13 protein-coding genes are annotated in these 18,200 nt (G+C 69.1%); 6 read left to right on the plus strand and 7 right to left on the minus strand.

The window, feature by feature from the left end:
• Positions 1 to 6: 6 nt before the first annotated feature.
• Positions 7 to 651, minus strand: coding sequence for an SCO family protein (locus tag Bsp3421_RS18005; RefSeq protein WP_274002111.1), 645 nt, complete (start codon positions 649 to 651; stop codon positions 7 to 9).
• 256 nt (positions 652 to 907) lie between these two features.
• Between Bsp3421_RS18005 and otsB the strand changes: the two genes are divergently transcribed.
• Together otsB and otsA are read left to right on the plus strand one after the other, a co-directional pair.
• Positions 908 to 1,660, plus strand: a complete 753-nt coding sequence (gene otsB, locus Bsp3421_RS18010) for a trehalose-phosphatase (RefSeq protein ID WP_274002112.1) — start codon at positions 908 to 910, stop codon at positions 1,658 to 1,660.
• Positions 1,657 to 3,045 carry an alpha,alpha-trehalose-phosphate synthase (UDP-forming) gene (gene otsA, locus Bsp3421_RS18015; protein WP_274002113.1) on the plus strand — a complete coding sequence of 463 codons (1,389 nt, stop codon included), beginning with the start codon at positions 1,657 to 1,659 and terminating at the stop codon, positions 3,043 to 3,045. The genes otsB and otsA overlap by 4 nt, the downstream gene beginning before the upstream one ends.
• An 86-nt stretch (positions 3,046 to 3,131) precedes the next feature.
• Here otsA and Bsp3421_RS18020 read toward each other — a convergent pair whose 3' ends face one another.
• Positions 3,132 to 4,955 (minus strand): ABC transporter ATP-binding protein, encoded by a 1,824-nt coding sequence (locus tag Bsp3421_RS18020; protein ID WP_274002116.1) that lies wholly within the window; start codon positions 4,953 to 4,955, stop codon positions 3,132 to 3,134.
• Positions 4,956 to 5,522: 567 nt separating this feature from the next.
• On the opposite strand from Bsp3421_RS18020, the gene Bsp3421_RS18025 reads away from it, so the two are divergent.
• The 3 genes from Bsp3421_RS18025 to Bsp3421_RS18035 all read left to right on the plus strand — a co-directional run bounded on the left by Bsp3421_RS18025 (position 5,523) and on the right by Bsp3421_RS18035 (position 8,130).
• Entirely contained in the window at positions 5,523 to 6,587 is a 1,065-nt protein-coding gene (locus tag Bsp3421_RS18025) for a glycosyltransferase family 4 protein (RefSeq protein ID WP_274002119.1), read from the plus strand.
• A gap of 220 nt (positions 6,588 to 6,807) precedes the next feature.
• Entirely contained in the window at positions 6,808 to 7,632 is an 825-nt protein-coding gene (locus Bsp3421_RS18030) for a hypothetical protein (RefSeq protein ID WP_274002121.1), read from the plus strand.
• Between the two features lie 33 nt (positions 7,633 to 7,665).
• Positions 7,666 to 8,130: a DUF2214 family protein gene (locus tag Bsp3421_RS18035; RefSeq protein WP_274002124.1), complete on the plus strand. Its 465-nt coding sequence runs from the start codon at positions 7,666 to 7,668 to the stop codon at positions 8,128 to 8,130.
• A gap of 533 nt (positions 8,131 to 8,663) precedes the next feature.
• Here Bsp3421_RS18035 and Bsp3421_RS18040 read toward each other — a convergent pair.
• The 4 genes from Bsp3421_RS18040 to pdxY all read right to left on the minus strand — a co-directional run bounded on the left by Bsp3421_RS18040 (position 8,664) and on the right by pdxY (position 15,309).
• The gene (locus Bsp3421_RS18040) at positions 8,664 to 10,244 is read right to left on the minus strand and encodes a methyl-accepting chemotaxis protein (RefSeq protein WP_274002125.1); all 1,581 of its coding nucleotides are present in this window, start codon (positions 10,242 to 10,244) and stop codon (positions 8,664 to 8,666) included.
• A 331-nt stretch (positions 10,245 to 10,575) separates the two neighbouring features.
• On the minus strand, positions 10,576 to 11,748 hold the full coding sequence (locus Bsp3421_RS18045; protein WP_274002128.1) for an NAD(P)/FAD-dependent oxidoreductase: 1,173 nt from the start codon (positions 11,746 to 11,748) through the stop codon (positions 10,576 to 10,578).
• 206 nt (positions 11,749 to 11,954) lie between these two features.
• Positions 11,955 to 14,051, minus strand: coding sequence for a phosphocholine-specific phospholipase C (locus Bsp3421_RS18050; RefSeq protein WP_274002131.1), 2,097 nt, complete (start codon positions 14,049 to 14,051; stop codon positions 11,955 to 11,957).
• Positions 14,052 to 14,445: 394 nt separating this feature from the next.
• A complete protein-coding gene (gene pdxY, locus Bsp3421_RS18055) occupies positions 14,446 to 15,309 on the minus strand; it encodes a pyridoxal kinase PdxY (RefSeq protein ID WP_274002132.1) in 864 nt (287 codons plus the stop codon).
• Between the two features lie 183 nt (positions 15,310 to 15,492).
• On the opposite strand from pdxY, the gene Bsp3421_RS18060 reads away from it, so the two are divergent.
• The gene (locus Bsp3421_RS18060) at positions 15,493 to 16,593 is read left to right on the plus strand and encodes an alpha/beta fold hydrolase (protein WP_274002133.1); all 1,101 of its coding nucleotides are present in this window, start codon (positions 15,493 to 15,495) and stop codon (positions 16,591 to 16,593) included.
• A gap of 23 nt (positions 16,594 to 16,616) precedes the next feature.
• Here Bsp3421_RS18060 and Bsp3421_RS18065 read toward each other — a convergent pair whose 3' ends face one another.
• Positions 16,617 to 17,618, minus strand: coding sequence for an LLM class flavin-dependent oxidoreductase (locus tag Bsp3421_RS18065; RefSeq protein ID WP_274002134.1), 1,002 nt, complete (start codon positions 17,616 to 17,618; stop codon positions 16,617 to 16,619).
• Positions 17,619 to 18,200 lie beyond the last annotated feature (582 nt).

The following is an 18,200-nucleotide window of genomic DNA, read 5'->3' on the forward strand; positions in this document are numbered from 1 at the left end:
GCCGTTTCAGGAACGGTTGACGATGATCCGGCGCAGATCGGTGGCGATCGCGGCGGGGGAATCCTGGTCGGTCGCGAGCAGGCGCGCGCGGCCCTGCGCGTCGAACACGTAGACGGCGGAACTGTGCGTGACCTCGTAGCCGCCGCTCGGATCGCGCTTTTCCATCTGGTAGGCGACGCGATAGCGCTTCGCGAGCGATTCGATCTGGCGCTCGGTGCCGGTCAGGCCGTACGCATGCGCGGCGTCGAACGCGGCCACGTAGTCGCGCATCGCCGCGGGGGTATCGCGCGCGGGATCGACCGAGACGAACAGGATCCGCACGTCGCGCGCATCGGGGCCCAGCAGCGCGAGCACCTGCATCAGGCGCGCCATGGTTTCGGGGCAGACGTCCGGGCAGTGCGTGTAGCCGAAGTAGACGAGCGCGACCTGGCCGCGGAACGCGGCGGCGTCGATCGGCTGACCGTTCTCGCCCGTCAGCGTGAAGGTGAGGTCGGGCAGGTGGCCCGTCACGTTCGCGAGCGTCCACGGCGCTTCGCGGGACGAGCAGGCGGCCAGCGTCGCGGCGGCCAGGAGGCCGGCGAGGGCGAGGCGAACGGTGCGGACGACGCGGGTGCGGGCGGACAGGCGCCGCGCGGTTGGCTGAAACGGCATTCCAGGGCTCGGTCGAAGAATGGCGGGGACGGCGGCGATGCGCCGCTTTCCGGCGGTTGCGACTGTAACGCACTTTGATCGGGATCGTCCTTTCGAAACGCGTGCAAAGCGTCCGGCCGGGGCAAAATGTCGCATCGGCGCGGTCTTGCGGTCCAGGCGCGGCCGTGCGTTTTGCGCATGGTGGCCGCGAGGCGCGGTAAGATGCGCACATTTCCCGGCGGACCGCCCCGCCAGCGGTCATTCTTCCAGCGAATCGATGCAATCCGTCCCGGCTTCCTTCTCCCTGAGCGACACCGCTTTCTTCTTCGATTTCGACGGCACGCTCGTCGAATTGGCGCCCACGCCCGACAGCATTCACGTCCCGCCCACGCTGCCCGCGCTGCTCGACAGCCTGCGGCAGCGCGCGCACGGCGCGCTCGCGATCGTCTCGGGGCGCGCGATCGACAGCATCGACGCGTTCGTGCGGCTGCCCGACCTGCCGGTCGCGGGCCTGCACGGCGCGGAACGGCGCGATGCGAACGGCGACGTGCAGCGGATCGGTTTCAACGACGCCCGCCTGTTGCGCATCGAGCGCGAACTGGCCGCGTTCGTCGAGCGCCATGCGGGCATGCTGCTGGAGATCAAGGGCGCGGCGGTCGCGCTGCATTTCCGCAATGCGCCCGAGCACGAAGTGGCGGCGCAGCGCGCGGCCGAGCGGCTGGTCGCCGAGTATGCGGACGCGTATGTGCTGCAACCGGGCAAGATGGTGTGCGAGATCAAGCCGAAGGGCGTCGACAAGGGCCGCGCGGTGACGGCGTTCCTCGCCGAGCCGCCGTTCGCGGGCCGCACGCCGGTGTTCGCCGGCGACGACCTGACCGACGAGAAGGGCTTCGCCGCCGTCAATGCGGCGGGCGGGCTGTCGATCAAGGTGGGCGCGGGCGAGACCACGGCGCGCTGCCGCGTCGAGTCGGTCGACGCGTTTCATGCGTTGCTCGCGCAGTGGCTGTCGACCGGCAGCGTGCGCGCATGAGCCGCCTCATCATCGTATCGAACCGCGTCGCGCCGATTTCCGAAGGCGAGCCGGCGGCGGGCGGGCTCGCGATCGGGGTGTACGACGCGCTCAAGGAAACGGGCGGCATGTGGTTCGGCTGGAGCGGCGACGTGGTCGCCTCGGGCGCGCCCCAGATCCACGTCGAGGAGCGCGGCCCGGTCACGTTCGCGACGATCGGGCTCGCGCGGCGCGATTACGAGCAGTACTACCGCGGCTTCTCGAACGCGACGCTGTGGCCCACGTTTCACTACCGCACCGACCTGATCCAGTACGACCGCCACGAATTCGAGGGCTACTGCCGGGTCAACATGTGGCTCGCGCAGCAACTCGTGCCGCTGCTGCACGAGGACGATGTGATCTGGGTGCACGACTACCACCTGATCCCGTTCGCGCAGGCGCTGCGCGCGGCCGGCGTGAAGAACCGCATCGGCTTCTTCCTGCACATCCCGTTCCCGGCCGCGCAGGTGCTCGTCAACGTGCCGCCGCACCGGGCGCTCGTCGAGGCGCTGTGCGCGTTCGACCTGCTCGGCTTCCAGACCACCTCCGATCTGCGCGCCTTCTGCGACTACATCGAGCACGAGGCGGGCGGCACGGTCGAGCCGGGCGGGCGGGCCGTCACGGTGCGCGCGTTCGGCCGCACGCTCGGCGCGGGCGCCTATCCGATCGGCGTCTACCCGGACGAGATCGCCGCGCTCGCGCAGGCGGGCCAGAGCGGCAAGGCGGTGCGCACGCTCGCGACCTCGCTGCGCGGCCGGCAGCTCGTGATGAGCGTCGACCGGCTCGATTATTCGAAGGGGCTCGTCGAGCGCTTCCGCGCCTTCGAGAAGCTGCTCGAACACGAGGCCGCGTACCGCAACCATGTGTCGTTCCTGCAGATCGCGCCGTCGACGCGCGCGGACCTGCGCGCCTACCAGGACATCCGGCTCCAGCTCGAGGCCGAATCGGGGCGCATCAACGGGCGCTTCGCGGAACTCGACTGGGCGCCGATCCTGTACATCCACCGGCAGTACGAGCGCCAGCTGCTGGCCGCGCTGTACCGGCTCGCGCGCGTCGGCTACGTGACGCCGCTGCGCGACGGGATGAACCTGGTCGCGAAGGAATACGTGTCGGCGCAGGATCCCGAGGATCCGGGCGTGCTGGTGCTGTCGCGCTTCGCGGGCGCGGCGCACGAGCTGACGGGCGCGCTGATCGTCAATCCGATCGACATCGGCGGGATGGCGGACGCGCTGTCGCAGGCGCTGTCGATGCCGCTCGCCGAGCGGCGCGCGCGCTATGCGGACATGATCGCGCAGCTGCGCGAGAACAATGTATCGGTGTGGCGCGACCATTTCCTGACCGACCTGAAGTCGCGCCCGCGCGCCTGAACGGAGCCGGCCGGTTCACCCAGGGAAAAAGCCGCGCGGCGTGACGCCGCGCGGCTTTTTTCGCTGTGAGGCGGCGCGCGCCGCGCTCAGGCGACGCGTTCGCCGTCCGCGCCGCCGCCGGGCGCGGGCAGGTGGTGCTGCTTCGCGAGCAGGTCGCGGTACAGGCCGGGACGATTGCGCAGGACCTCGGGGCTGCCGTCGTCGATCACCTTGCCGGTGCTCATCACGATGATCCGGTCGAAGTTGCGCAGCGTCGACAGCCGGTGCGCGATCGCGATCACGGTGCGGCCGACCATCAGGCGGTCGAGCGCGGCCTGGATCGCTTCCTCGGAGGCGCTGTCGAGCGCCGAGGTCGCCTCGTCGAGCAGCAGGATCGGCGCATCCTTGAGGATCGCGCGCGCGATCGCGATGCGCTGCCGCTGGCCGCCCGACAGCTTCACGCCGCGGTCGCCGACGATCGTGTCGTAGCCTTCCGGCATCGCCTCGATGAAGTCGGCGCAGCGCGCCTCGCGCGCGGCGGCGAGCACCGCCTCGCGGCTTGCGTCGGGACGGCCGTACGCGATGTTCTCGTAGATCGAGCGATGGAACAGCGAGATGTCCTGCGGCACCAGCGCGATCGACTGGCGCAGGCTGTCCTGCGTGAGCGTGGCGAGATCCTGGCCGTCGATCCTGATCGCGCCGTGCTGCACGTCGTAGAAGCGCTGCAGCAGCGCGAGCACGGTCGACTTGCCGGCGCCCGACTTGCCGATCAGGCCGACGCGCTGGCCGGGCTCGATGTGCAGGTCGAAGTGGTCGAGGATCGGCCGGCGCTTCGGGTACGCGAACGTGACCCGCTCGAAATCGACGCGGCCGCCGCGCGGCGCGAGCAGGACGGCGTCGGAGCGATCCGGCATGCCGTGCGGTTCGAGCAGGGTCCGGACGGCCTCCGAGAGGCGCGCGACGTGCTGCGTGACGTCGACGAGCGCGACGGCGAGATCGCGCGTACCGTGCAGGATCGTGAAGCCGAGCGAGCTGACGAGCACGATGTCGCCCGAGGTCGCCTGGCCGCGGTCCCACAGCCACAGCGCCCAGCCGAGCAGGCCGGCCGACAGCATCGCGGTGATCACCGCGTGCAGCAGCCGCAGCTTCTCGAGATACAGCAGGCTTTGCTGGCGCGCGTCCATTTCCGCCTTGACGGTCGCGCCGAAGCGTTTCTGCTCGCGCAGCGTCATGCCGAACGCGCGCACGAGGCCCATGTTGCCGATCACGTCGACCAGTTCGCCGTCGACGGCCGCGGCCTTCGATGCGAAATTGTGATGGCGCACCGAGCCGCGGCCCGCGAGCTTGAACAGCACGATCGCGAGCACGGCCGAACAGCCGAGCAGGCCGAGCGCCATCAGCGGATTGACGACGATGATCATCAGGATCGCGCCGATCACCGCGATGCACGGCGGCAGCACGTTCCACGCCATCGTGTTCTCGGCGGTGTAGATGGCGTTCGAGGTCGCGGTGATCCGGCTCGCGAGCGTGCCCGGCTGCTTCTCCGCGTAGTAGGTCGGGGAGTGGCCGCTCAGGTACTGGAACAAGTCGCGCCGCAGGTCGCCCGTCACCGCGACGAAGGTGTGCGCGGCAACCCAGCCGCCGACGCGCCACAGCAGGTTGTCGGCGGCGATCAGGCCGACCAGGAGCGCGAACGCGCCCCACAGCGGCCCCGGATGGTGGCGGCCGGCCGCGAGCACGTCGATCAGGTGCTTGATCGCGTATTGCGAGCCGAGCGCGCAGCCGACGGCCGCCAGCACGCTCCCGAGCACGATCATGTGCGCGACGGGATGCATCCTGATGTAGCGGAACAGGAAAGCGAGCGGACGGCTCGCGTAGCTCGAGAGCTTCGCGTTGTATGCGTTGCGCTGGGCAGGGGTGAGAGCTTCCAAAATTGTGCGTGTGGTGAACCAGTGGTTGGACGCCGCGCGCCCGCGGCCGACAGGCCGCGACACGGACGAAAGCCGGCATTGTAAACAAGCCCGTGCGCGATGCCGCGTCGATGTTTGTGTCGCGGCGGCATCCGGCTCATTTTGAGATAAAATTCCACATCTTGCGATGGGCAGCCAGATTGCGGTGCAGCAACTCGGGCGCGGTCGCGGTGAAGGCGGGGCGCCAAGCCTGCCGCGAGTGGGTCCTACTCTAAATCTGTCTTTAAAATTAAAGGGTTGCAAAGTGTTGCACCTTTGTAACAAGGTAAAGACTTTGAAATCTTGTGCGCCGCAGCGGAAAAATTTGCTGATAATGAGCGCCGGGTTGGCCCTCCGGATTTTTTACGGGATCCTGTCAACGGGGCGTGCGGTCGCGCGTTCTAAGCGGGGTGCCTCGCTGATCCAAGGCCAGCGCGCATTCCAGGCCGCGAACCGGTCCTTTCGTCTGACGTTCGCACGACACAACCGGTCGGGCAGGGCGCTCAACCCACAGCTGCATTTTTTGCCGATTTTTTAGGAGTTACGCACATGCGAATCGCTCAAATCGCTCCATTGCACGAAGCGGTTCCCCCGAAGTTGTACGGTGGCACCGAACGCGTGGTGTCCTACCTGACCGAAGCGCTGGTCGAGGCGGGCCATGACGTCACGTTGTTCGCGAGCGGCGATTCGCAAACGTCGGCGAAGCTCGAGGCCGTGTGGCCGCAGGCGCTGCGCCTCGACCCGACGATCCGCGACGTGATGGCGCCGCACATGCTGCTGCTCGAGCAGGTGCGTCGTCGCGCGGACGAGTTCGACGTGCTGCACTTCCACATCGACTACTACCCGTTCCCGCTGTTCTCGCGCCAGCCGGTGCCGCACCTGACGACGCTGCACGGCCGCCTCGACCTGCCGGAACTGCAGCCGATCTTCAACACCTTCAGCGACGTGCCGGTCGTGTCGATCTCCGACAACCAGCGCATGCCGCTGCAACAGGCGAACTGGCTGTCGACCGTCTATCACGGCCTGCCGGAAAACCTGCTGAAGCCGCTGCCGGACGTGAAACCGAGCTACCTCGCGTTCCTCGGCCGGATTTCGCCGGAGAAGCGCGTCGACACGGCGATCCGCATCGCCGCGCAGGCCGGCATGCCGATCAAGATCGCGGCCAAGCTCGACAAGGCCGATCGCGCCTACTACGAAGAGCAGATCAAGCCGCTGTTCGCGCTGCCGCACGTCGAATACATCGGCGAGATCAGCGAATCCGAGAAGGCCGAGTTCCTCGGCAACGCGCACGCGCTGCTGTTCCCGATCGACTGGCCGGAGCCGTTCGGCCTGGTGATGATCGAGGCGATGGCATGCGGCACGCCGGTGATCGCGTTCAAGCGCGGCTCGGTGCCTGAAGTGATCGACAACGGCGTCTCGGGCTTCGTCGTCGAGGACGAGCTGTCGGCCGTGGCGGCCGTCAAGCGTCTGCATACGCTGCCGCGCGAGCAAGTGCGCGCAGCCTTCGAAGCGCGCTTCTCGTCGAAGGTGATGGCGCAGAACTACGTCAAGGGTTACGAAGAACTGCTGCGCCGGAAGCGCCGCACGGTCCTGCGCGAAGTCAACGCCGGCTAAGCCGCCGCGCCTCGCGCGCCACGACGCCCCGCACGGGTTGCCCGTGCGGGGCGTCGTGCATTTCACGGCCGGGATCTGTTGTATCCGCGCCGCGCGGGGCCGGGCGCAGCGCCGCAAACCCGTGATTTATAACGTAGATTCATCTGCGATACCGGTAATGTCCCTATAATGGCCGTGCCTTGAAATCCGGCCCCGGCCGACCGTCGACAGGAGAGCAGTTTTGACGAGAACGAAAACCACGCGCGCGAACCCGGCCCCCGGCGCCGGCGTGATCTTCGCGCTGCGCGCCGTCGGTCTCGTGCTGCTCGCGCGCTGGTTGTTCTCGATGTCCCTGATGGGCTATCGCGCATCGCTGTCGGCGATGGCGTCGTCGCCGTGGGCCTGCATCAACGTGGTCCTGATCTTCCTGCTGCTCGTGCTGCCCGGCGCGCAGGCGCGCGCCGAGCGGCCGTTGCATCCGCTGCCGCAATGGCTGCGCCAGGCGCTGCGGTTCTTCGCGCTGCTTGGTTTCGTGTTCGCGGTCTGGTCGGTCGGCGCCTTTGCCTGGGCGGTCGGCTGGCGGCGCGCGCTGCACGCGGTGACGGCCACCAACGGCTGGCTGGTCGCCGCGCCGGCGCTGTACGCGGCGGTGATCTGGGTGTGCCGGCCGCGGCCGCTGTGGCGGACCAACATCGCCGCGCGCCGCTTCGCGATCGGCCGTTACGCGGTGTCCCTCGATGTGCTGACCCGCACCGTGATCGTCTGGATGGAAAGCCGCAAGGTGGGCCAGTATGATGCGCGCGAGTTGTCGGTGCGCTGGCCGGCCGGCGCTGCGCCGCAGGCGGACGGGGCCGGCGCCGATGCGTCGGGCGCCGATGCGTCGGCGGCCGCCGTCGCGCCTGCGCCGCGGCCCAGGCCGTGGGCGCGGCCGAAGCTCGAATTGCTGTGGGATTCGCCCGCGGCGGTCGGGCACAACCGCCAGATCGTGATGCGCGCGCCGCTGGTGACCGAGGGCGACCGGGTTGCCGCACGGGCGCTCGACACATCCCTCAAGCAGGTAACCTGAACGGCGCGGGCTCGCCCGCCGGGAGACGCTCCGATGATGATCCGATGGTTGCTGGCGGCCGTGCATCTGAGCGCGTTCGGCTTCGCGCTGGTCGGCATCGCGGGACGCAATCGCGCGCTGAGGCGTGTGGCGGCGGATCCGCAGCCCGGTGAGCTGGGCGCGGTGTTCCGCAGCGACGCGATGTGGGGCCTGGCGGCCCTGGTGCTGATCGCGACGGGCCTTGTACGCGCGTTCGGCGGCTTCGAGAAGGGCGCCGTCTACTATTTGCACGAACCGCTGTTCCATCTGAAGATGGGCGCGGTCGTGCTGATCCTGCTGCTCGAACTGATGCCGATGATCGGCCTGATCCGCTGGCGCATCGCGCTGCGCAAGCATGCCGCGCCGGCGCTGGGCGCGGCGCGCGGCTACGCGCGGATCGGCCATTTGCAGGCGGTGTTGATGATCGTCATCGTGTTCGCCGCCTCCGGCATGGCGCGCGGCATCGGGCTGCCGGGGTAGGCGCGAGGCGCGCCGATTCGACGGGGCGATCCGACGCGGAGTAGGCGGGAACGGGGATCTGGTTGCGATTGGATCTATCGCTCAGCGTCTCGGGCTCCGCGCCCAGGGCTCCGCGCCCAAGGCTCCACGCCCAGGGCTCCGCGCCCAGGGCTCCACGCCCAGGGCTCCGCGCCCAAGGCTCCGCGCCCAAGGCTCCGCGCCCAAGGCTCCGCGCCCAAGGCTCCGCGCCCAGGGCTCCGCGCCCAGGGCTCCGCGCCCAAGGCTCCGCGCCCAAGGCTCCGCGCCCAAGGCTCCGCGCCCAAGGCTCCGCGCCCAAGGCTCCGCGCCCAAGGCTCCGCGCCCAAGGCTCCGCGCCCAAGGCTCCGCGCCCAAGGCTCCGCGCCCAAGGCTCCGCGCCCAAGGCTCCACGCCCAAGGCTCCGTACCCAAGGTCTCCCACCCAAGGTCTCCCACCCAAGGTCTCCCACCCAAGGCCCGCAGCGCATCGCACGCCGCCCACGCTCCTTTACTGACGTGCAATGTCCGCCGGGGCGCTCAGCCCGCCGTTTCCACGAGGCTGAACGACGCGACCGCATGACCCAGTTGCCGCCCCTGCGATTCGAGCGACTGCGACGCGGCCGTCGCCTGCTCGACGAGCGCCGCGTTCTGTTGCGTCACCGCGTCCATCTGCGTGAGCGCCACGCTGACCTGTTCGATGCCGCGCCGCTGCTGCTCCGACGCGGTCGCGATCTCGGCCATGATCGTGGTCACGCGCGCGACGGCCTCGGTGACGTCGTTCATGGTTCGGCCGGCGTCGCCCGCGATGGTCGCGCCGTTGCGGATCCGCTCCACCGAATTGGCGATCAGCTCCTTGATTTCCTTCGCGGCGCTCGACGAGCGCTGCGCGAGCGAACGCACCTCGCCCGCGACCACCGCGAAGCCGCGCCCCTCGTCGCCGGCGCGCGCCGCTTCGACCGCCGCATTGAGCGCGAGGATGTTGGTCTGGAACGCGATGCCCTCGATCAGGCCGGTAATCTCTGCGATCCGGCTCGCGCCGTCGCTGATGTCGCCCATCGCCGCGAGCACCTGATCGACCGCTTCGTGGCCGTTGCGCGCGACGTCGGACGCCTGCGTGGCGAGTGCGCTCGCCTGTTGCGCGTGCTCGGCGTTCTGCCTGACCGTCGAGGTCAGCTCCTCCATGCTCGCCGCGGTCTGTTGCAGCGAGGCCGCCTGTTCCTCGGTGCGCGACGACAGGTCGAGGTTGCCCGCCGCAATTTCCTCCGAGCCGTTGCGGATGTGGTCCGCCGCGTCGCGCACCTGGCCGATCAGGCCGACGAGGCTCAGCTGCATCGCGCCCATCGACGCCAGCACGCTGCCCTCGGCCGCTGCGTCGGCGCCCGCGATCGGCCGCAGGTCGCCGTCGGCCACGCGGCGGGTCGCCGCGCTCAGCGCGGCCGGTTCCGCGCCGAGTTCGCGCAGCAGGCTGCGCGTGATCAACCAGCCGGCCAGCAGCGCCGCGCCGAACCCGAGCGCGCAACCCGCGAGCAGCACGAGGCGCTGGATCCGCAGCGCCTCGGCCGCCGCGCTCACCACCTGTTCGCCGCGCCGCCGCGTGTAGTCGGAGTAGTCGTTGGTGGCCTTCACGAGCGCGGCGAGCAGCGGCCGGCATTGGTCGTTCATCTTGGCGATCGCGGCCTCGCGCTGTCCCGCCAGCGCCAGCTCGACGATCGCGAGGGCGACCGGGCCGTAGTCGGCCTCGACGCGCGCGATCGCCGCCGCGCGGGCGCGCGCTTCGTCGTCGAGATCCGTCGCCTGCACGAGCTTCGCGTTCAAGCGTTGCAGGTCGCGCTGCACCTCGGCGTGCGCGCGCGTGACGGCGGCCTTCTCCAGCGCGAGGTCGTCCGGCCGCGTCACGAGCACCAGGTTGCGCGCCGCGATCGCGCGCTCGTCCACCGCGTTGCGGATTTCCTGCGCGAGCGCCGCGCGCGCGGCAACGCCGTCGACGTAGTCGGCAAAGCGGCGGTTGGCCGCGGTGAGCGCGCCGGCCGCGGCCAGCGCGAGCACCGCGAGAATCGTGATCAGGGCCGCGAAGGCCGTGGTGAGACGGGCGCGGACGGACAGGTGTCGAAGTTTCATGAGGCGGGTTCCTCGAGGCTCGGGTGAACGGGTTCGGCGACGTTCGATGGGCAGGGAACGAGCTGCTGAAAGGCCGCGCGCCGCGGGGCGCGCCGTCGGTCTGTCGCATCGGGACGGCACAGTGCTGCGGATTGCTGTCTCCGGACGGGTTTTCGGCTGCGCCGATTCTTTCTGAATACTGAAAATTGTTAGCGAACGTTAAATTGACGGCGGGAGGCGCGAAAGAGAGGGGGAGTGGCCTGAATGGGGCCCGATGCGGCGGAGAGGATGGGAGATGGGGATGGATCGCCGCGCAAGCGGCGGGCCGGGGCGACCCGCCGCTTGCGCGGCGTCAAACGACGTTGTGTTCGACGATCGGCCGGCCGGCGAGCACGCGTTCGAAACCGAGCGCGGACAGGTCGAGCGAGGTGAAGCGGCCGTGCAGGATCAGCTCGGCGACGCCGCGTCCGGTCGCCGGGCCTTGTTGCAGGCCGTGGCCGGAAAAGCCGTTCGCGAACACGCAATTGTCGAGGTCGGGGTGGCGGCCGATGATCGCGTTGTGATCGAACACGTTGTACTCGTAATAGCCGGACCAACTGCGCACCACGCGCAGCGCCTCGAACTGCGGCACGCGATGCGCGAGCGTCGGCCAGATCACGTCGTCGAACAGCGTGTGGTCGACTTCGTCGAGCGGCAGGTCGTCCGCGTCGCGCGCGGGCGACGGCGAGGCGCCGCACAGGAACGATGCGCCTTCGGGTCGGAAGTACACGCCGTTCGGATCGATCACGAGCGGGCAGCGCGGCAGCACGGCCGGCGAGGTCACGTTGAAGATGCTGCGGCGGCGCGCGTAGACCGGCAGCTCGATGCCGAGCAGCTGTGCGATCGGACGCGCCCACGCGCCCGCCGCGTTGACCATCACGTCGCAGTCGTGCGCGCCGCCGCCGGCGGTCAGCACCCGGGTCACGCGCCGGCCGTCGCGCCGCACGCCCGTCACGTCGGCGGCCGCGTAGCGTGCGCCGAGCGCGCGCGCCTTGCGGCGCAGCGCCTGCACGAGCCCGTAGCCGTCGAACCAGCCTTCGCCGCTTTCGCCGTGCGTGCCGGCGGCGAGATCGTCGGTATTGAGCCACGGGAAGGCGTCGTGCAGCGGCGCGCGCGGCAGGTAGCGGATCTGTGCGCCGAGCGCGGTCTGCAAGGCGTGGTTCGCGCGCAGCGTCGCTTCGCCCGCAGGCGAAGCGAGGAACAGGTAGCCGCCTTCGTGCAGGTCGACCGAGGGCCGTTCGCCGTCGACCGCGAGCCGTTCGCCGAGCGTGCGCAGGAAATCGATGCCGTACAGCGACATCTGCACCGACAGGGGCGTCGAGAACTGCTGGCGGATCGAGGCGGCCGACAGTGCCGACGAGGCGCGCGCATAGGTCGGGTCGCGCTCGATCACGGTGACCTCGACGCCGGGATCGGCGTCGCGCAGGAAATAGGCGACGGCGCTGCCGATGACGCCGCCGCCGACGATGACGACTTTCGAATGCAAGGGCTTGTCTCCGTATCCAGGGGCGGCGCCGGGCGAGTGCCGGCGGACGCTGTTGCGTATCGGACTGGTTTTATATGGAACCAATTTACGCACGCCCCGGTACGGTCGTCTTGACGATACGCCTCGCTTTTCATGCGGATTTCCGCACAGCCGGCGAGGCGGCGGCGCGCGGCCCGGCCCCTGGCGGGCCGCGCCGCGCGCATCCGTCAGACGGTGGCGATCAGCGGATCGCTCATGCTCGGGCGGCCCGTCTCGACGTGGCCCGCGAAGCGGCGCAGGAAGCCGAGCGGCGTGCCGTCGCTGACGCTCAGGTCATACCAGCCGTGGCTGCGGCGCAGGTCCCAGTAGTCGTCGAGGCGTTCGCCCGGCTGCAGCGTGTAGACGCGCGCCGCGCCGCTGCCGTAGGCATTGGCGACGGTCAGCTTGATCGGCGCGTGGCCGCGGTTCGACAGGCGCAGCGTGATGTTGCCGTTCGCGACGTCGTAGCCGTAGATCACCTCGGGCGCCGCGCTGCGCGCGAGGCCGGCCGCGGTGCTGCCGCGGAACTGGCACAGGAAGCCGTTCGGGCCGTGCACGGTCAGGTCGTAGACGCTCAGCGTGAACGCGGTGCTCCAGGCGTCGGACACGCGCCTGCCGGCCTCGACCGTGTAGGCCCACGGGCCGTCGATCCGGTTGCCCGAACGCACCTGGAACGCGGCGCCCGCGCGGCCGGTGTTCGCGAACGTGAGCTTGAACTTGCCGGACGCACGCTCGATGCGGCCGTGCACGAACAGCTCGTACGGCAGCGCGCGCGCCGGCCGCAGGCCCGCCTCCTGCTTCGGCACCGACTGCACGAGCGGCGGCAGCGGGATGTAGCTCGGATGCGTGTTGCGGTCGGGCGGCGCGTAGCCGCTCGTGTCGGGCAGTTGCGGCCAGCTGTCGTCGGGGCTCGCGAAATTGAACGCGGCGGTCAGGTTGCCGCACACCGCGCGTCGCCACGGCGACACGTTGCCCGCGGGGATCGCGTACTGGTGGCCGAAGCGCGCCTCGATGAACTGCAGCAGCGAGGTGTGATCGAAGGTCTGCGAGCACAGCCAGCCGCCCTTGGTCCACGGCGACACCACCAGCATCGGCACGCGCGGCCCGAGGCCGTAGGGGCCGGCCATGTGGGTCGCGTCGCCGGGGAAGATCTCGTTGGTGGTCGCGACGGTCGACAGGCCGTTGTCGCGCGATTGCGGCGCGAACGGCGGCGGCACGTGGTCGAAGAAGCCGTCGTTCTCGTCGTAGGTGATGAAGAGCGCGGTCTTGCTCCACACCTCCGGGTTCGAGGTCAGCGCCTTCAGCACCTGCTCGACATACCACGCGCCGTAGTTCGCCGGCCAGTTCGGGTGCTCCGAATACGCTTCCGGCGCGCAGATCCACGACACCTGCGGCAGCGTGCCGTTCGTCACGTCCTGCTGCAGCACGTCGAACAGCGTGCCGCCCGCGCTGATGTTGGTGCCGGTGCGGGCCTTCTGGTAGAGCGGGCTGCCGGGCTGCGCGTTGCGATACTGGTTGAAGTAGAGCAGCGAGTTGTCGCCGTAGTTGCCGATGTACGGGTTCGAGGTCCAGCCCCACGAGCCCGCCGCGTTCAGACCGGTGCCGACGTCCTGGTAGATCTTCCACGACACGCCGGCCGCTTCCAGCACTTCCGGATAGGTGGTCCAGCCGTAGCCCGCTTCCTCGTTGCCGAGCACCGGGCCGCCGCCCACGCCGTCGTTGCCGACGTAGCCGGTCCACATGTAGTAGCGGTTCGGGTCGGTCGAGCTGGGGATCGAGCAGTGATACGCGTCGCAGATCGTGAACGCATCGGCCAGCTGATAGTGGAACGGGATGTCGTTGCGCTGCAGGTAGGCCATCGTCGTGGTGCCCTTGTTCGGCACCCACTGGTCGTAGCGGCCGTGGTTCCAGGCCGCGTGCATGTCCTGCCAGCCGTGCGGTAGGTCCTGCAGGAACTGCATGCCGAGATTGTCCGCGGTCGGGTGGAACGGCAGCACCTCGCCGAGCCCGCCCGGCTGATGGAACACTGACTGGCCCGACGGCAGCGTGAGCGGACGCGGATCGCCGAAACCGCGCACGCCGCGCAGCGTGCCGAAGTAGTGGTCGAACGAACGGTTCTCCTGCATCAGGATCACGATGTGCTCGATGTCGCGGATCGTGCCGGTGCGGCGGTTCGCCGGAATGGCGAGCGCGTCGCGAATGACCGGGGGAAACAGGTTGAGCGCGGCGGCGCCGGCGGTGCCGGCAGCGAGGCGCAGAAAGTCGCGGCGATTCTTGGTCGTCATGTGAGCTTTCCAGTGCGGGGAGAGTGGGCGGCTGCCCCTGTAGCAGCCGGGGAAACGAAGGGCGGCGCGCGGGTGCGTGAACGGTGCGGACGCCGGGCGCCGTCCGATGCCGCCGCGAGGATATCGGGGAAACAGTGTCATTCATATGAAGGGGGCCCGAATGCCGCCTCAAGCTTTCGGAAGCCTAACGAAGTGTGCGGAGCATCGCGGCGGGTGTCGCGCGGGCGGGGCGTCGCGAAGAAGGCGCGCGGCCCGGTAGTCCGGCGATCTGGTTGTGTCCGCAACCGGATGGCGGAGCGTCGCGGGGCGGCGGGTATCGGCCCGGCCGTCGCGACGCCGCGCGCGGACGAAAAAAAACCACGCGTCGCGTGGCGTCGCATCGCGGCGCGGTCGCTCACTCGACGTCGGACACCCAGGCGCCGAACCATTCGCTCGGCCGCGCGATCTCGTCCTGCGCGGCGACGAGTTCCAGCTCGTAGCGGCGTGCATCGTAGGTGGCCTTGACGACCGCGTGGACCGCGGCGAGCGTGTGTTCGAACGCCGCCCGCACGGTGTCGCCGCGCAGCCGGCGCGCGACGAACACCGCGCTCGTCAGGTCGCCGACGCCGACCGGGTGGCGCGGAAACGCATAGAGCGGGCGCTGCCCGATCCACGCCTCGGTTTCGGTCACGGCGAGCATGTTGAAACGGTCGGCGGGACTATTGCGGTCGTGCAGGTGCTTGACGAGGATGATGCGCGGGCCGCGCCGGATGATCGCGCGGCACGCCTCGATCGCCTCGGCGACGGTTTCGATGCGGCGCCCGGCGAGCTTCTGCAGCTCGCCGTGATTGGGCGCCATGCCGTCGGCCAGCTCGGGCAATTCGTTGACGATGAATTCCTCGACGCCGGGCTCGGGGCGCACGCCGCCCGTCTGGCCCATCGCGGGATCGCAGAAGTACCATGCATTCGGGTTCATCGACTTGACGACGCGCACGATGTCCACCGCCGCGCGCGCCTGCGCGGGCGAACCCAGAAAGCCCGACAGGATGGCGTCGCAGCGCTTGAGCGCGCCGATCGCCGCGATGCCGTCGACGAGCTGCTCCATCTTCGCGGCGTCGATCGCGCTGCCGGCCCAGTGGCCGTATTGCATGTGATTGGACAATTGCACCGTGTTGAGCGGCCAGACATTGACGCCCAGCCGCTGCATCGGGAATACGGCGGCGCTGTTACCCGCGTGGCCGTATATGACATGCGACTGAATGCTGAGGACGTTTTTCATGATGGAGTTCGCCTGCACGCGGTTCAGGGTCTTTTGAACGATACAGGAGTTTCCGCGATTCGCGGAAACATCCGGTAATAGAGCGTTGCGGCGTCGTCAGGCAACGGAAAGTAAAATGACGGCCAATTCTGACGCGTGATGGCGCGCCCCGCGCCGGCCTCTTTTTCCGACTTCATATCGACGATGCCTGCTATCTCCAACCTGTGGTTCAGGCGGTTCGGCGCCGCGCTTGCCGCCGCGGCCTCCCTGTCCTGCGCCGCCGCGCCGCCCGGAACCGCGAGCGCGCCGACGGCCAGCGCGCCCGCCGTTCCGGACGGCCCGGCGTACGGCGCGGAGCTGGAAGGGTTCGCGTATCCGGGCACGGTGCGCCACTACGCGTTCACGTCGCAGCGCGAGACGCTGCAGATGGCGTATCTCGACGTGCGTCCCGAGCATCCGAACGGCCGCACGGTCGTGCTGCTGCACGGCAAGAACTTCTGCGCGGGCACCTGGGAGGCGACGATCGACGTGCTCGAGAAAGCGGGCTATCGCGTGATCGCACCCGACCAGATCGGCTTTTGCAAGTCGTCGAAGCCCGAGCGTTATCAGTACAGCTTCCAGCAGCTCGCGCATAACACGCACGCGCTGCTCGAATCGATCGGCGTGAAGGAGGCGACGATCGTCGGCCATTCGACGGGCGGGATGCTCGCGGTGCGCTACGCGCTCATGTATCCGAAGGCGACCCAGCAGCTCGTGCTGGTCAATCCGATCGGGCTCGAGGACTGGAAGGCGCTCGGCGTGCCGCCGCTGTCGGTCGACTACTGGTATGCGCGCGAGTTGAAGACCACGGCGGACGGCATCCGCCGCTACGAGCAGGGCACCTACTACGCGGGCGAGTGGTCGCCGGCGTTCGAGCGCTGGGTGCAGATGCTGGCGGGCATGTACCGCGGCCCGGGGCGTGAAGCCGTGGCGTGGAATTCCGCGCTGATCTACGACATGATCCTCACGCAGCCGGTGGTCTACGAGCTCGGCGCGCTGCGCACGCCGACGCTGTTGTTGATCGGCGACAAGGATACGACCGCGATCGGCAAGGACGTTTCACCGCCCGACGTGCATGCGAAACTCGGCCACTACCCCGAGCTGGCGAAACGCGCGCAACTGGCGATCCCCGGCGCGACCCTCGTCGAATTCCCCGCGCTCGGCCACGCGCCGCAGATCCAGGATCCCGCCACCTTCCACAAGGCGCTGCTCGACGGGCTCGCGGCGCTGAAACCCGTCACCACCGCGGCCCGCGCGCGCGACTGAGCTTCGCGCGCGGTCGCGCCGGCCTAGGCGGCCGGGGCGGCGGCCAGTTCGTCGCGCACTTGCGCGGTGATTTCGTAGGAGCGCAGACGCGCCGCGTGATCGTAGATCTGCGCGGCGACGATCAATTCGTCCGCACCGGTCTGCGCGATCAGCTGCTTCAGACGCTCGCGCACCGTGTCGCGCGAGCCGATCGCCGCGAATGACAGCGCGTGCGCGACATTCGCGCGTTCCAGTTCGTTCGCGTCGAGCATGTCGACGGGCGGCGGCAGCTGGCCCGGCGTGCCGCGCCGCAGGTTCAGGAACTGCTGCTGCAGCGACGTGAACAGCCGGCGCGCCTCGGCGTCGGTTTCGGCGGCGAACACATTGATTCCCACCATCGCATACGGTTTCGGCCAGGCCGCCGACGGGCGGTACTGCGCGCGATACAGCTCGAGCGCGCGCAGCAGGTAGTCCGGCGCGAAATGCGACGCGAACGCGAACGGCAGGCCGAGCATCGCGGCCAGCTGCGCGCTGAACAGGCTCGACCCGAGCAGCCAGACCGGCACGTCCAGCCCCGCGCCCGGCACCGCGCGCACGCGCTGGCCCTCGACCGGCGTCGCGAAATAGCGCTGAAGCTCGACCACGTCGTCGGGGAAGCTGTCGGCGCTGCCGGCGAGATCGCGCCGCAGCGCGCGCGCCGTGGTCTGGTCGGTGCCGGGCGCGCGGCCCAGCCCGAGGTCGATGCGGCCCGGATACAGCGATGCGAGCGTGCCGAACTGTTCGGCGATCACGAGCGGCGCGTGGTTCGGCAGCATGATGCCGCCGGACCCGACCCGGATCGTGCGCGTGCCGCCCGCGACATGGCCGATCACGACCGAGGTGGCCGCGCTCGCGATGCCGGGCATGTTGTGGTGCTCGGCCAGCCAGTAACGCCGATAGCCCCAGCGCTCGGCGTGCTGCGCGAGGTCGAGGGTATGGCGGAAGGCCTGGGCGGCGTCGGTGCCGGCGGGAATCGGAGCGAGATCGAGTACGGAAAACGGAATCATCGGGCGGATCCGGAAGTGGGGCGGAAGGGCAAGTCGCGCGAGGTCGTTTGATGCGTGCGCGCAACAGTTGCCGACGATTGTGCCAAAGCGTTCCGCATCGCGCAGGCGCCGCCGGGATACCCCTGCGAGCGACAGGGACGGACGGCGCGACAAAATGGCGCGCGCAACGATTCTGGAGATTGTTTGGCGCGCCGTTTTAATGATGCGAAATATGACGAAATATCCGGTATTTCGCGGTAACTCTTTCGGCCTATACAAAAAATTACAGAATTGCTTACGTAACCCACAGCAATCGGCCTGCAAACCGCTTACGCTAACAGACGCTATGTTGCGTGAATATGGAGCTCATCTGCGATGATTTCCTGTTTTCGCATCAATCCGTTTCCATCGGACGGCAAGCGTTTCCGGCCGCGCGCTGCTAAAATTCGCGGCCTGTCCATATCGTGCCAACGGATTTTGCTTCCTCGTCCCCGGCTTCCCGCGATGATTGATACCGGGCAGCCCGCAGGATGCCGACAGTGTGCCCGCCCGTTGCGCGGCGCATGCTGTCCGCTGGCTATAAGAGGAGTCGGGAACTTGCCC

The sequence above is a fragment of the Burkholderia sp. FERM BP-3421 genome, from assembly GCF_028657905.1.
Classification (GTDB): domain Bacteria; phylum Pseudomonadota; class Gammaproteobacteria; order Burkholderiales; family Burkholderiaceae; genus Burkholderia.